Origin of the sequence: Marivita sp., assembly GCF_051859345.1 — a bacterium.
GTDB lineage: Bacteria > Pseudomonadota > Alphaproteobacteria > Rhodobacterales > Rhodobacteraceae > Marivita.
Genome location: NZ_JBHYFV010000028.1, coordinates 1 through 14,941 on the forward strand (window position 1 = coordinate 1; position 14,941 = coordinate 14,941).

Below are 14,941 nucleotides of genomic sequence, written 5' to 3' on the forward strand. Positions count from 1 at the left end.
ATCGAACCTACGACCAATTGATTAACAGTCAACTGCTCTACCGCTGAGCTACGCCGGAACACGAGGCGGGGTTTAGCAACAGTGGTGGGGCGCGTCCAGAGGCTTTTGTGAAAAAAATGCGTTTGCAGTCACGTCAACGAGAAAGCCACATCAGCGGTCAGCGGGCCATTGGGTGAGACCATTTTTTTCCCATAAAGATCAATGAGATGCGCAAGAACGTTGCGGGTTGCGGCAGGCAGGAGCGGGGCGGGGGTGTCCGTGTAGATCCGCTGCGCCAGTGTCGCGCTGGTGGCGGGTCCGCTGGTCAACGCGTCAAGCACAGCCGCTTCGCGGGACAGGCGGTGGGTGATCAGCCAGTCAAGGCGTTCAGCGGGGGCCGTGATCGGCGCGCCGTGACCGGAATGGAAAACCGACCATGTCCCGTCCTGCAGTCGTCGGCACGACGCCATGAAATCGGTCAGATCCCCATCCGGGGGCGACACGAGAGAGCTGGCCCAGCCCATGACCAGATCACCGCAGAACAAGGTGTCACCCAAGGCAAAACTCAGGTGATTGCCGAAATGGCCGGGTGTGTGGATCGCTCTCAGCGACCAATCCGCGCCTTGAACGGCGTCCCCGTCCGCAAGGCAGATATCCGGTTGAAAGCTGCCATCGACACCTTCGCCGCCATCCACCAGACCGATCTGGGACAGCTGCTGCATGACCACGCTGCGCCCGCCCTTGGCATTCGAGAACGCGTAGATCGGGGCGTTGGTCCTGTCTGCCAGGGCCCTCGCAAGGGGGGAATGATCGACATGGGCATGCGTGACGCAAATCGCGGTCACAGGTGTTTTGCCGACCGCATCAAGAATGGCGCTCAAGTGGCGTGGATCGTTCGGGCCGGGATCAATGATCGCGATGTCCGTTTCACCGACCAGATAGGTGTTGGTGCCGCGATAGGTCATGGGTGACGGATTTGGCGCAAGCACGCGGCGAATACCGGGGGCCAGGGTTTCGGCGATGCCGGGTTCAGGTCGAAAATCTGGCTGCGGATCATGCATGACCGGAACAGCATCAGGCCTTTCGGTGAAATGCAATCCCCGTCGTGCAGGGACATTCCGTTTTCCCGGACGGTAGAGTAGCGTGGCGCCATGACATTCGACTGGCTCAAACGTTACATGCCACGCGGGCTTTACGGGCGCGCGGCGCTCATCCTGATCCTTCCGGTGGTGACACTGCAGCTTGTGGTGTCCGTGGTGTTCATCCAGCGCCATTTCGAAGGTGTGACCGAACAGATGAGTCGCGAGGTTGCGCGCCAGATCAACACCGCGCTTGACCCGAACTGGGTCGATGAACCGGAGATTGGAAAGGCGTTGAGCCTGGATTTCCTGCCCACAACTCTGGGCAACATGCCCGATCAGGATATCCGGCGGTGGTACGATTTTTCGGGGATCGTGGTGATCCGTACGCTTCAGTCACATGTGATCGGGTTTCAGCGGGCGCATCTGCTTGATGACTGGACTGTCTATGTCTGGGTCGCGCGCGAGGACCAACCGCTTCGGATGATCGAGTTTAACCGGGAACGGGCCTCGGCCTCCAATCCGCATCAATTGCTGGTGAACATGGTTGTGTTCGGCGCGTTGATGACGTTGATCGCCTACCTTTATCTGCGCAACCAGTTGCGCCCGATCACCCGTCTGGCCGGTGCCGCCGAGGCGTTTGGCCGGGGGCGCAACCTGCCGTATTCACCGTCCGGCGCGGTCGAGGTGCGGGCGGCAGGACATGCGTTTCTGGACATGCGCAACCGGATTGAACGCCAGATCGAACAACGCACCATGATGCTGTCGGGGATCAGCCATGATCTGCGCACCCCTCTGACGCGTCTGCGGTTGGCGGTGTCGATGCTGTCGGACGAGGACCGCGAACCTTTGGAGCGCGATATCGACGACATGCAAAAGCTGATCGACGCGTTTCTTGATTTTGCACGCGGCAATGCGGACGGTGCGCAACCCGAAATGACCCCGATCCCGGAGTTTGTGCAAATGGTGGTCGATGATTGCGCCCGGTCCGGCGCACCAGTGAATTTGGTTCAGTCCGTCGGAGCAGGGCAGGTGATGCTGCGACAGATGGCGATGCGGCGGGCGATCGAAAACCTGATCGGGAATGCCGAACGGTATGGAACGCGCTGCGAGGTGTCTCTCGCGCTGACCGAAAAGTCGCTGCGTATCCGGATTGAAGACGACGGTCCGGGGATCGCGTCAGACCAGCGCGATGCGGCTGTGCGCCCCTTTGTACGGCTTGATCCCGCCCGCAATCAGAACAAGGGTTCCGGTGTCGGACTGGGGCTTGCCATCGCGGCAGATATCGCGCGCGCACATGGCGGCGTTCTGCGCCTTGGTGAAAGCGACACCCTGGGGGGTCTGCGGGCAGATATCGTCATTGCCCGGTAACGCACCACATGGCGTCGCATGTCCCGCAACATTTATTTTGCTTCCGCAAAAGGCGGTTTTGACAAAAGATGTTGAAAAAAACATCATTCTTATTGAATAAATAGGCACCCGCTGTCGACGGGACCTTTGGAGTGACTTGAACAGGACTTTCCGGGATGCCGGCTTATCACTATGTTCACGATGTTATGCTTCGCGACTGCGAGCCTTCGGGCATCGTTTTTCTACCGCGCTATTTCGAAATGGTACACACTGTCATCGAAAACTGGCTGGACGAGGCGCTTGATTGGCCAATGAGTCAGATTCAGGGCAGCGACGGCCTGTCTTTGCCGTTTGTGAACATCAGCGCCGAGTTTCCCTCGCCAAGCCGCCTTGGCGATCGCCTGACTTGGCGTCTGTCTGTGCGCGAATTGCGCCGCAGCAGCATCTGGCTTGAACTGACCGGAACTACGGGTGCTGACACGCGGGTGTCGATCACGGGGACATTGGTGCTGTCAGAAGCCGCCGCGCTGCGGACACGGCGCTGGCCCGACGCCATCGCAGAGCGCGTCAAGGATTACCTTGTCGCTCCAAGTGCAACTGTGGAAAAGGTGGCTGAATAGACCTAAGTCGTCGCATCCTGCGCGGCGGCATGAAGAAACTCGACCAGCTTGGCCCGGTCAAGCGGCTTGAGCAATAGCTCGATCCCCAATCGTTTGGTTTCATGGCGCAACTGGGCAGAACGTTCGGCCGAGACGATCGCGCAGGGCAGGCGGCCCAGACGTCGGGTCAACTCTTCGAACAGTTCGGTTCCGGACGCCCCGTCGCCAAGTTGGTAATCCAGCAAAAGCGCATCCGGCGTGATTTGCAGGTCCTCCATCAGGTCCAGCGCGCTTTCGGCATTTTCGCTTTCGATCACGCTGATTCCCCAGCTTTCGATCAGGATCGACATGGCACGCCTGAGTTGCGGATCGTTTTCGACCAACAGGACGATCAACCCCGATTTCAGCATGCCCATCGTGGACGCATTGCGTGATTTCACTGGAAGATTGGGGGTGGCCTGCCGCGCCAAGGGAACGTTCAACATAAAGCACGATCCGCGTCCCGGTTCGGACCACAGGCCAAGAGGATGACCCAACCGCGCGCAGGCGCGTTCCACAATCGCAAGACCCAGCCCAAGCCCGTCATTGTTGCTGGCCTTGGTATCCAGACGCCGGAATTCCTCAAAGATCGAATTCTGGTCTTCCTCGGCAATGCCCAGACCTGTGTCCCAAACCTCGATCCGGGCGGAGTCGCCGTTGCGACGCGCGCCGACCACAACGCGCCCGCTGTCGGTGTAGCGGATGGCGTTGGCCAGCAGGTTCTGCACGATACGGCGCAGATAGGCCGGGTCGGATTCAACAACATGCGAACTGCCGACGATCCGCAATTTAAGACCTTTCTTCTCGGCCAGAAGCTCCATCTCGTCGCGCAGGGGATCGAATATTTCGCGTAGCGCCACAGGCCGGATGTCAAAGCTCAGACCATCGGTTTCAAGTTTGGAGATGTTAAGCAGCGCATCAATGATCTGCTCTGCGGCCCCCAGCGCGGTTTCGGCCTTGACCAGCACCGCCTGTTCGCTTGGTGTGTCGATCTTGTCCGAGAGGGCTGCGATAAACAGCTTGGCCGCCGACAGGGGCTGCAACAGGTCATGGCTGGCGGCGGCAACGAACCGTGACTTTGACGCGTTGGCACGCTCGGCGGCACCCAGCGCGTCTTCCAGTTCCAGCGTACGTTCCATCACGCGCTGTTCCAGGATTTCGTTCATTTCATACAGTTTTTGCGCCGCCTCGCGTTCTGCGGTGACATCGGTACAGGAAATGACAAACCCCCGGTCCGGCATTGCCCTGCCAAAGATCTGAAGGATGATGTTGTCACCGCGCTGAACCTCGAATGACACCGGCTGGCGCAATCCCTCCGATACCGCCCAGCGCCGGAACGAGGCACGGTCAATCCCGCGCGTGAAGATGAACGCATCGTCAAGGTCATCCAGCAGTCCGATAAAGGACGCGCCGATCCGCAACCGGCGGGCCGGGATCGACAACAGGCTGCCAAGTTTCTGGTTCCAGCCCACCAGTTGACCGTTTTCATCGAAGATACACACGCCCTGGTTCAGGTGGTCCAGCGTCGCGCGGATCATACGGGCCTGTTTGTCCCGCAGCTTGGCCTGTTCCTGCCGTTCGATCCGCATGATGTCGGTGATGTCGGTCTGCAAGATCACGGTGCCACCATTGGCCGTGCGGTGTTCGGACACTTGCAGCCAGCGGTCATGTGTCAGTTGAACGTTGAACATCACACGCCGGTCGATATGCCGCTTGCGGCGCTGTTTGGCCCAGGTGTTGCGGTCCTGATGGTCCGGCAGGTGCAGATACGAAGATCGGCTCACCCGGTCGACATAGCTGTCAAAGGCAAGACCGGGACGCAGATCGTCCGCCGTGTCGCGGAAATCGCGGCAAAAGCGTGAATTGCACATGACCAGGTAATCGTCCGGATCGAACAGGGCGAATCCCTCGGAAATCGTCTCGATCGCATCGGCAAGGTTTCGGCGTGCAGCCTCGGTCTCTTCGTTGGCGCGGGCCAACTGTGCGTTGGCGTCGTGCAGCAGGTCCAACGTGCGCTCAAGTTCCAGCGTGCGTTCGCGCACCCGCTTTTCCAGCAACGCAGCGCGTTCGAACTGCGCGTAGGCGGCGCCGGATTGCGACGTGCCGTATTCCACCCGGCGCATCAGGCTGTCCGCGATCTTGAGCAGCTTTTCGTTCTGGCGTTCAATGCTGTCGCTGGGATCAATCAGGGACATCGGCCGTCTCGTCGGTCAGGGGCGGGTAGATCGCGACTCCGGTCAGGGTCTGGTTGACGTGCAACCCGCCGATCTGTTCGCCATAGGTGGAAAATCCGACCACGTTATGGGCTTGCAGCACTTCCGACACCGCGCGGGTTTTCTGGATGCGCCCGGCTTCGATCCGACGAAGAATGCAATCACACCCAAGGATGATTTCGGGTGTGCCGTGTTTGGCCAACTGTCCCAACCCACGATCCAGATGCGCGACGATGTCGTCATGTGTCGCAAGGGTCAGGACCATGCCTTCGTTGATCGCGGAAAAGAACACCAGATCGTGGTTTTCCTTGACCTGCTGAATGGCCCGCACATGGTGGGCGTCTCCCAGACGCACGACAACGGGATGTTCGGCAAAGGTGAACTGATCCAGCTGGTTTGGGTCAAGCTCGAGCAGGCGGGCATATTCCAATGCGGCCGGTTCGGCGTTGATTTCATGCACAACCCGATCTTCGGGCGTTGCCGATGTCACCACCATGCGCCTCTCGGTCGGGACAAGATGATCAAGGCTGAACACCCGAACCGGACGATCACAGCGCGCCACAACAACGATGGCGGCGTTCTTCATGATGACGCCATTACGCGCAAGCCATGTCTGGCCAAACCGCGCGCCATCACCTGACGACCCGCCGAACAACGGCGTCGGCCCCAGCCCTGCAGACAGGAAGGCGGTCAATTGCTCTTCCCGAAGGCTCAGCCCGTCCACCATCAGAAACGCAAATTCCGAGGTCCAGTCGGAGGTTTTCTGCGCCAGTGCCAACCGCGCCTCGATCAGCGTCCCTGCGACCGTTTGTTCTTCGATTTGATCAAGATCCTCGATGGCATAGGTCAGGATCTTGAAATGACCGCTGCGGAAGGCGATCGCAATGATCTGTTCTTCTTCATAACCGGCGCGGCCTATCTCGCCGGCTGTGGTGCAGGCCAGGACATCCGCGTCCCCGAACCGAAGCGATGTCGCCGTGACCAAAGCGTCAAAATCCGCCTCTGGCGACACAAACAGACACACCAGCTCGAAAGGTCCCGATCCAAGCTGTCGGGCTATTTGGTCTGCAGAGTCGAGGTCGCCACAATGCACCTGCGCAACGGCAATGACCTCCACCGCGGTTTCAGAACGTTTGGTCTCAGGAAATGTCCTGCGTCCTTCCACTTTGTGGTTCCCAAGTGTTGGCTATCAGGAATGATAGGGGGTTCAGGCGTCGCTTGGCAAGACCCGGTTGAAACGTGCCTCCTGCGCGATCAGCACCGCCTGCGTCCGGCTGTGGACGCCCAGCTTGCGCATGATCGCCGTCACATGTGCCTTCACGGTGGTTTCGGCAATCGACAGATCAAAGGCGATCTGCTTGTTGAGCTTGCCTTCGCAGATCAGGTTGAGGATGCGCGCCTGCTGGTTCGTAAGCGACGCCATGCGGGTCAGCGCATGTTCGGGGCTGTCGCGGCCGCTGTCCTGACCTTGCGGATCAATATAGCCGTCCGGCACAAAACACTGGCCTTCGCGCACTGCATCGAAAGCTTTGCGAAACACCGCCCGCTGCGAATGCTTTGGCACAAAGCCGTTTGCTCCGGCCTTCAGCGCATGGGCGATCATCCGGTTGTCCGCCATTGACGACACGATCAGAATGGTTGCCTTGGGGGCGGCGGTGCGCAAGCGCACCAGCCCGTCAAGCCCGTTGACATCCGGCAGGTTCAGGTCAAGCAGGATCAGATCGAACGCGTCTTGCGCCGCCACCATGTCGAGCGAGGTTTCAAGTGTGCCCGCGGTCTGGATTTCCGCAAAGTCAGCGATGGATCGCAGCGTCAGCATCAGCGCATCACAAAACAGCGGGTGATCATCCACCACCAATGCGGTCAGTGCTGTCGTCGGGCTATCTCGCATGGACCTGCTCACTTCTGTCGTCGTTGCGCGGCAGACGCGGCGCACCTCTGCCAGTCCACCCAGACTAGGCGGTTCTGCCGCTGCCGTCACCTGCCGAAAGGTCTTATACCAAGCGTAGGTGTTCAGCGTTCCGGCAATAGACCTCTTGGGTTGAGACGCAGCACCAGCAACAGGATCACCCCCATGGTCAACAGCCGCATATGCTGCACGCTGTCCAGAAGATGCGCCTTGAGCCACGATCCATCCGCCATGCCCCCCGTGATCAGCGACATCAGCAATTGCCCCATCGGTTCGACCTGCACCCACAGGAACCAGATCAGGAACCCGCCCAGCACCGCGCCAAGGTTGTTGCCGGACCCGCCCACGATCACCATCACCCAGATCAGGAAGGTGTAGCGGAGCGGCTGATAGGTTCCCGGCGTCAACTGGCCATCCAGCGTCGTCATCATCGCACCCGCGATGCCACAGATCGCAGAGCCCAGGATGAAGACCTGCAAATGCCGCGCGGTGACGTCCTTGCCCATGGCGCGTGCGGCGGTCTCGTTGTCGCGGATCGCCCGCATCATACGGCCCCACGGGCTTTTGAGCGCGAGTTGCGACAACACCAGCAATATGATCAGGACAACTGCGAACAGCAGCCCGTATTCCAGTTTGACATACAGTGTCGATGCGGTGGTCGGATCAAACCCCAACCCTGCCGCGCGTTCCACAAAGGTCGGATCGTTCTGCAGATCCACCTCATAGGGCACAGGCCGGGGCAGGCCGATCACATTCTTCACGCCGCGTGCCATCCAGTCCTCGTTCTTGAGGATGGCAATGACGATTTCGGCAATACCCAGCGTTGCAATGGCCAGATAGTCTGACCGCAGGCCCAGCGCCGTCTTGCCAATGACCCACGCGGCACCTGCCGCAAACACGCCACCGACGGGCCAGGCCAGCAGCACAGGCAATCCAAGCCCACCCAGATAACCCGCCAGCGCCGGATCCACGGCTTCGACCGCCTCGACCGCCGGATCAAGCACCAAGCGGTAGACCACCAGCCCGACCAGCAACACCGCCGCTGTGCCCCAACCGCGCAGCTTGCCTGACGTGCGCGACCAGACCAGAACGGCCGCCACAATCGTGGCCGCGCCCAGCGTCAGTCCCAACAGGATGCTGCCACCACCCGCAGACCACGCAGCCCCGACAGGCGGCATGGACACCAGCACAACGGCGATTCCGCCAAGCGCCACAAACCCCATGACACCGACATTGAACAGTCCGGCCAAACCCCATTGCAGGTTCACCCCAAGCGCCATCACCGCGCTGATCAACCCCATGTTCAGGATCAACAGCGCCGAGTTCCAGCTTTGCACAAACCCGGTCCCCAGAATAAGACAGGCCACCACGGCGAAAAGCAGAAAGGTTCTCATAGCGATTTCCCCCGGAACAGTCCGGTTGGCCGGAACAGCAGGACAATCACAAGGATCACAAAGCTGACCGCGAACTTGTATTCGGTGCTCAGGATCTGCACCAAACCTTCAGGTTCAAGTGCCGGGGGCATCAGATACACCAGCACCTTTTTCCACGCATAGGTGATCCCCACCTCGGAAAACGCGATGACAAAGCCCCCCGCAATCGCCCCAAGCGGACTTCCCAGCCCGCCAACGATGGCAGCCGCAAAAATGGGCAACAGAAGCTGGAAATAGGTGAAGGGTTTGAATGACTTGTCCAATCCGTAAAGCACACCCGCAATGGTCGCCAAAGACGCCACGATCAGCCAGGTCACCAGCACGACGCGCTCCGGGTTGATCCCCGACAAAAGCGCCAGATCCTCGTTATCGGAAAAGGCCCGCATGGATTTGCCCGTGCGCGTCTTGTTCAGGAACCAGAACAGCGCGGCAACCACGACAATCGCCGTGATCACCGTGATCACCTGGCTTGTGCGCAGGGACAGACCTTCGGCCAGCCCGGTCATTTCCTTGAAATCGCGGGCCGAGATCACAAAGCGTTCGCCATCCGCAAACCGCTGATCGTCAGGACCGATGATGATGCGGGTAAAGCCATTATAAATGAACATCACCCCCATCGACACGATGACAAGGATCACCGGCTTGGCCTTTTGCGCCCGGTAGAACTTGTAGACATATCTGTCCGTCAGCAAGATCAGTGCGGTCGCCCCGGCGATACCAAAGGGAATGGCCAGCAGCGCTGTCGGGAACGGACCGAGGCTGACACCCATGGATTGCAGACCCCATGTCGCCAGCACCGCGAACATCGTGCCGACTGCCATCGTGTCGCCATGGGCAAAGTTGGAAAAGCGCAGGATGCCGTAAACAAGCGTCACACCCAGTGCGCCAAGCGCCAGCTGGCTGCCATAGGCAATCGCCGGGATCAGCACAAAATTGGCCAGCGCCACGATTCCGTTCAAAAGGTCGATCACAACGCACCTCGTGTCAGAGCAGGGCGGATCCCCGGCTTCTTCTTTTCAAAAATATGCAAATCACACATCTCCACCCGCACTCCCGTCATCCACCCAGGAACGACCGGCGCACATCCGGGTTCGCCAACAGGTCTTTCCCGGTGCCGGAATAGCCATTCGCCCCCTGCACCAGCACATATCCCTTGTCCGCAATTTCAAGAGCTTGCCGCGCATTCTGTTCTACCATCAGGATCGAGATCCCGGTCCGCGCCACCTCGATGATGCGATCGAACAGTTCGTCCATGACGATGGGCGACACACCCGCCGTGGGTTCGTCCAGCATCAGCACTTTGGGTTGCGTCATCAGCGCACGACCCACCGCCACCTGCTGGCGTTGTCCACCCGACAACTCACCCGCCGCCTGAAGGCGTTTTTCGCGCAGGATCGGAAACAGGTCGTAAACCTGCTCCAGCGTGCCATTGAAATCGTCCTCGCGGATGAACGCCCCCATCTCGAGGTTCTCTTCCACCGTCATCGACGTAAAGATGTTCGAGGTCTGGGGCACAAACCCCATGCCGTTGCGCACCCGCGCCTGTGGCGTCAATTGTGTGATGTCCTGACCATCCAGCAGCACCCGGCCCTGACGCAGGTCAAGCATCCCGAACACTGCCTTCATCGCGGTGGATTTGCCCGCGCCGTTGGGGCCCACAATGACCGCGATCTCGCCACGCTCTACCGCGATGGTGCAGTCATGCAGGATATCGGGGCCATTCTTTCCATATCCGCCGGTCATGTGTTCACCGATCAGGAACGGACCACCCGCCTTGCCGGGCATCGGATGCTCTTGCGTGCCGCTTGCGGTCAGGGTTCCCGCGCCATGCGGATTGGTGATCGAGCGATCCCTGTTGCCGCGATCGTCCTGATAAGGCGTGCCGCTCATCCGACCGCTTCCTTGTTCTTGAGTCCGGTGCCCAGGTAGGCCTCGATCACACGCTCGTCGGATTTGATCTCGTCTATGGTGCCCTTCGACAGCACCTTGCCTTGGGCCATGACGATCACCGGATCACACAGGCGCCCAATGAAATCCATGTCATGTTCGATCATGCAGAACGTATAGCCACGTTCCTGGTTCAGCCGGATGATCGCGTCGCCGATGGTGTTGAGCAGGGTGCGGTTCACCCCCGCGCCAACCTCGTCCAGAAACACGATGCGCGCGTCCACCATCATGGTGCGCCCCAGTTCGAGCAACTTTTTCTGACCACCCGACACCTGACCCGCCTTGTGATCGGACAGATGTTCAATGGTCAGGAACTCCAGCACTTCGTCCGCCTTGGCGCGCAGGGCGCGTTCCTCGTCGGCAATGCGCTTGCGACCGAACCAGGTGTTCCAAAGCGTCTCGCCGGTTTGTCCGCCGGGCACCATCATCAGGTTCTCGCGGCAGGACATCGACGCGAATTCATGCGCGATCTGGAAGGTGCGCAGCAGACCCTTGTGAAACAGAATGTGCGGCGGCAGGCCGGTAATGTCTTCTCCGGCCATGAACACCTGACCGGAAGTTGGTGGAAGAACGCCCGCCACGACGTTGAAAAGCGTCGTTTTTCCGGCGCCATTTGGGCCAACAAGTCCAGTGATCGAGCCCGTCTCGATCTCAAGCGTCGCGCCATCCACCGCACGGAAGCCGCCGAAATGCCGATGCAGGTTTCTGACCTCGATCATTCTTTATCCAAAACGTGAAATACGCCCTTTAGCAACTTGAAACGGCGCAGGAAAACCCGCGCCGCCATGAGTGTTTTGTCAACCAGGAGATCAGCGGTAACCAACCACCTTGAGCGCCCCGTCTTCGATGACGTATTCGGCATAGCTGCCCGCCGCTTCGCCCGGACCGACAAGCTCGACCCCGGTTGCGCCGCTGTAATCGACATCACCACCACCTGCGAGGATTTCGATCGCCTTGCCAAGCTCGCCCGGCATGATCATTTCACCCGGCGCGTTGGCGACCATTTCGATCTTGCCGACATAATCCGCCGGATCGCTGGACCCTGCCGCTGCCATCGCCAGCAGCAACAGCGCCGCTGCATCATAGCTTTCGCCGACATAGACACCTGTGCCGTCGATCCCGGCCGCCGTCGCCATTTCGGCGAAAGACGCGCCACCTTCATTGTCGCTGCCCGGTGCGGTGCCGAAAGTGCCGTCAAGGTCACTGCCGAACGTCGCGGTGAGGGAATCACCGATCATGCCGTCGCCCAGGGCGAACATGTCAAAGGCACCGGAATCGAGTGATCCCTGAATAAGGCCCGCGCCGCCCTGATCGACATAGCCAAGGACAACCAGCGCATCGCCGCCGGCAGAGGCCAGAGCGCCGACTTCAGCCGAGTAATCCGCCTTGCCGTCTTCATGCGGCGAGGACAGCGTCACCGATCCGCCAGCGGCTTCGTAAGACGACTGGAACGCATCGGCAAAACCCTTGCCGTAGTCATTGTTGGTATAGGTGACAGCCGCGCTTGTGATGCCTTTTTCAATCAGCAGGTTTGCAAGAACTTCACCCTGGCGGGCGTCGGACGGCGCTGTGCGGAAAAAGAGACCATTGTCCTCGGCTGCGGACAGCGCAGGGGATGTCGCGGATGGCGAAATCATGGCCATGCCGTTCGGAACCGCAACGTTGGCCAGAACCGCGCCGGTAACGCCGGAACAATCCGGGCCGACCATGGCGTTGATGCCATCACTGGTGATCAGACGTTCGGCTGCCGCAGTTGCCGCCGCGCTGTCGATACAGGTCGCATCCGCGCGCACGGGTGTCACAGTTGCGCCACCCAAAAGAGTGCCGGCTTCGTTGACTTCGGCAATCGCCATTTCAGCACCCGCTGCCATTGCCGGTGTCAGGGATTCAATCGGGCCGGTGAAGCTCAGCATCACACCCATCTTGATTTCGCTGGAATGACCGGCTGCAAATGCAGAGCCTGCCACCAATGCGCCAGCCGCTGTGGCCGTCAGAAACTTTTTCATTTTAATCTCCCATGTTGGAACATCGTCGTGTTCTCGGACTGACGATATTCAGATGCCGTTCAAAAGAAAAGGCCTGACGCATCGTCCGCATCTTCTTCTGACAGACGAATTTTTCGCGGGCCGGAAACGTGGCTGCGCCCATCAGGTGTCATTTCTCCAACCACTATCTGTGGTCACAACTGCGTAAGTGCGCTTGCCGCGACGGCAGTGTCCCCCATATCGAAAGGTATTCTGATCAATTCCGGAGACGTGACCCATGTTGACCCTGCGCCATCTTTCCCTTTCGGTCCTGTTGGCCGTGACGTCTGCGTCCGCAGCCACGTCCCAGGTCACATCCGAAACGATACGAACCAGCGCTGGAAACATGCAGGTCTCTGCCGTGGTGACCGGGCTCGACACGCCTTGGGCTTTTGGTTTTTTACCCGACGGTAAAATCGTTCTCACCGAACGCTCCGGAGATGTGCTTTTGATCACGCCTGGTGAAGGGGCCATCACACTGCGCAATCCGCCAGATGTGTATATCGACGGGCAGGGTGGTCTTCTTGATGTTCTGGTGCCGCGCGACTTTGCCCAAAGCCGGGAGCTGTTCTTCACCCATGCCAAGCGGCAGGGACGGGGCAGCGGGACGGCGGTCACCAAGGCGGTTCTGTCGGCGGATGGCACGGCGCTCGGCAATCACGACACGATATTTGAAATCGCCGCCGGGTCCAGTGGCGGGCGCCATTTCGGATCCCGCATCGTCGAGGCTCCGGATGGCACGCTGTTTCTGACGGTTGGGGATCGCGGGGACAGACCGGCCGCGCAAGACACCCTGCGTCACAACGGATCTGTCCTGCGGATCACACGCGATGGCGACGTGCCCGGCGATAATCCGTTTGTCAGCAACGACGCCGCGCTCCCCGAGATCTGGTCCTACGGCCATCGCAACCCGCAAGGTGCCGCGTTTGATGCAAGCGGACAGCTGTGGGTCAACGAACATGGCGCGCAGGGCGGTGACGAAGTGAACCGCATCCAGAAAGGCGCAAATTTCGGCTGGCCTGTCATCTCGTACGGACAGCACTATTCGGGTCGCACAATTGGTGAAGGCACTTCGAAAGACGGCATGCAGCAACCCGCCACCTACTGGGATCCCTCCATCGCACCCTCTGGCATGGCTTTTTACAACGGTGGATCGGTCGGAAGCTGGAATGGCGACATGTTTGTCGGTTCGCTCAAGTTCGACTACATCGCGCGGCTTGAAGGGACACCGCTGCGCGAGGTTGAACAGATCAAGGGTGACAGCACCCAACGCGTCCGGGATCTGCGGCAGGGACCGGATGGGCATCTGTGGTTCCTGAGCGTGGGCAACGGCGCCTTGTACCGGATGTCGGGCGTGGGTTCGTGATCAGTCAACAGACTGCGCGATGACTCTGGGCCAACACCCCCCAATGCAGGGGCCGTTCAAGGATCGAGGTCGCGATGCAGTGTCAGTGTCCATGAAGACACCAGCCCTTACTCCAGCGTGACCACATTGGTGTGTTTCAGTTTGTGTTCGGGTTCGACATGGATCGTCACCTGGGTGTCCGGCACAGCCTTGCCGATGGCCGCTTCGATGCGGTCACAAATTTCGTGCGCGTCAAACACGGTCATGTCGCCGGGCACGACCAGATGAAACTCGACAAAAGTCATACGTCCCGCGTGACGCGTGCGCAGATCATGCGCTTGCACAGCCCCGTCGGCCTGTTCCGAGATCATGTCGCGAATTCGCTCCAGCGTGTTTTCGGGCACCGCTTCGTCCATCAAGCCGCTGAGCGATTCTTTCACCACCCGTGATCCCGACCACAGGATATTGACCGCAACCAACGCGGCCATGATCGGATCGAACAACCACCAGCCCGTCAGAATGGCCAATAGAACGCCAATGGCGACCCCCACCGACGTCAGGACATCGGTCCAGAGGTGTTTTCCGTCCGCGACAAGGGCCGGGGATTTCAGCGCGCGCCCCTGCCGGATCAGCACCCCTGCCCAGACCGCGTTGAGCACGGTGGCAAATCCATTGACCAGCAGCCCCTGGATGGGCGCGTCCAGCGCCCGCGGATCGAAAAAGCCCTGATACGCCTCGCGCAGGATGAAAAGCGCAGCGATGATGATCATCACCCCTTCAAGAACCGCGCTGAAGAATTCGGCCTTGTGATGGCCGAAAGGATGGTTTGTATCCGCCGGTCGCTGCGCCACGCGGATCGCGATCAGCGCCGCAAACGCGGTCGTCAGGTTGACGGTGCTTTCCAGCGCGTCCGACAACAGCGCGACCGATCCCGTCATCCACCACGCCAGGGCTTTCAGTCCAAGCACAACAGCGCCGATCAGCAGGCTTCCAACGGCGAGTTTGAGCGCGGCGGACATGGGCA

At 59.9% G+C, this 14,941-nt stretch carries 13 protein-coding genes; 3 read left to right on the forward strand and 10 right to left on the reverse strand.

All coding sequences use genetic code 11. The features are described from left to right. Nucleotides 1-128: 128 nt before the first annotated feature. Complete coding sequence (locus ACTIEN_RS15930) at nucleotides 129-1,040, reverse strand: MBL fold metallo-hydrolase (protein WP_439524137.1); 912 nt, start codon at nucleotides 1,038-1,040, stop codon at nucleotides 129-131. A gap of 90 nt (nucleotides 1,041-1,130) precedes the next feature. On the opposite strand from ACTIEN_RS15930, the gene ACTIEN_RS15935 reads away from it, so the two are divergent. Then, entirely contained in the window at nucleotides 1,131-2,429 is a 1,299-nt protein-coding gene (locus ACTIEN_RS15935; RefSeq protein ID WP_439524138.1) for an ATP-binding protein, read from the forward strand. 155 nt (nucleotides 2,430-2,584) lie between these two features. After that, entirely contained in the window at nucleotides 2,585-3,028 is a 444-nt protein-coding gene (locus ACTIEN_RS15940; protein ID WP_439524139.1) for an acyl-CoA thioesterase, read from the forward strand. 2 nt (nucleotides 3,029-3,030) lie between these two features. Here the strand turns inward: ACTIEN_RS15940 and ACTIEN_RS15945 are convergent, their stop codons facing one another. The 8 genes from ACTIEN_RS15945 to ACTIEN_RS15980 all read right to left on the reverse strand — a co-directional run bounded on the left by ACTIEN_RS15945 (nucleotide 3,031) and on the right by ACTIEN_RS15980 (nucleotide 12,554). Next, entirely contained in the window at nucleotides 3,031-5,241 is a 2,211-nt protein-coding gene (locus tag ACTIEN_RS15945; RefSeq protein WP_439524140.1) for a PAS-domain containing protein, read from the reverse strand. Next, nucleotides 5,228-6,376: an FIST N-terminal domain-containing protein gene (locus ACTIEN_RS15950; protein WP_439524141.1), complete on the reverse strand. Its 1,149-nt coding sequence runs from the start codon at nucleotides 6,374-6,376 to the stop codon at nucleotides 5,228-5,230. The genes ACTIEN_RS15945 and ACTIEN_RS15950 overlap by 14 nt, the downstream gene beginning before the upstream one ends. A gap of 90 nt (nucleotides 6,377-6,466) precedes the next feature. Beyond that, nucleotides 6,467-7,150 (reverse strand): response regulator, encoded by a 684-nt coding sequence (locus ACTIEN_RS15955; RefSeq protein ID WP_439524142.1) that lies wholly within the window; start codon nucleotides 7,148-7,150, stop codon nucleotides 6,467-6,469. Nucleotides 7,151-7,272: 122 nt separating this feature from the next. Continuing rightward, nucleotides 7,273-8,562, reverse strand: coding sequence for a branched-chain amino acid ABC transporter permease (locus ACTIEN_RS15960; protein WP_439524143.1), 1,290 nt, complete (start codon nucleotides 8,560-8,562; stop codon nucleotides 7,273-7,275). Continuing rightward, nucleotides 8,559-9,569 (reverse strand): branched-chain amino acid ABC transporter permease, encoded by a 1,011-nt coding sequence (locus tag ACTIEN_RS15965; RefSeq protein ID WP_439524183.1) that lies wholly within the window; start codon nucleotides 9,567-9,569, stop codon nucleotides 8,559-8,561. Before ACTIEN_RS15965 ends, ACTIEN_RS15960 begins: the two co-directional genes overlap by 4 nt. 88 nt (nucleotides 9,570-9,657) lie before the next feature. Further along, the gene (locus tag ACTIEN_RS15970; RefSeq protein WP_439524144.1) at nucleotides 9,658-10,491 is read right to left on the reverse strand and encodes an ABC transporter ATP-binding protein; all 834 of its coding nucleotides are present in this window, start codon (nucleotides 10,489-10,491) and stop codon (nucleotides 9,658-9,660) included. Then, nucleotides 10,488-11,267: an ABC transporter ATP-binding protein gene (locus tag ACTIEN_RS15975; RefSeq protein ID WP_439524145.1), complete on the reverse strand. Its 780-nt coding sequence runs from the start codon at nucleotides 11,265-11,267 to the stop codon at nucleotides 10,488-10,490. The genes ACTIEN_RS15970 and ACTIEN_RS15975 overlap by 4 nt, the downstream gene beginning before the upstream one ends. Nucleotides 11,268-11,357: 90 nt before the next feature. Next, complete coding sequence (locus ACTIEN_RS15980) at nucleotides 11,358-12,554, reverse strand: ABC transporter substrate-binding protein (RefSeq protein WP_439524146.1); 1,197 nt, start codon at nucleotides 12,552-12,554, stop codon at nucleotides 11,358-11,360. A 256-nt stretch (nucleotides 12,555-12,810) separates the two neighbouring features. Between ACTIEN_RS15980 and ACTIEN_RS15985 the strand changes: the two genes are divergently transcribed. Beyond that, on the forward strand, nucleotides 12,811-13,938 hold the full coding sequence (locus ACTIEN_RS15985; RefSeq protein WP_439524147.1) for a PQQ-dependent sugar dehydrogenase: 1,128 nt from the start codon (nucleotides 12,811-12,813) through the stop codon (nucleotides 13,936-13,938). A gap of 107 nt (nucleotides 13,939-14,045) precedes the next feature. On the opposite strand, the gene ACTIEN_RS15990 is transcribed toward ACTIEN_RS15985, so the two are convergent. Continuing rightward, nucleotides 14,046-14,936, reverse strand: a complete 891-nt coding sequence (locus ACTIEN_RS15990; RefSeq protein WP_439524148.1) for a cation diffusion facilitator family transporter — start codon at nucleotides 14,934-14,936, stop codon at nucleotides 14,046-14,048. Nucleotides 14,937-14,941 lie beyond the last annotated feature (5 nt).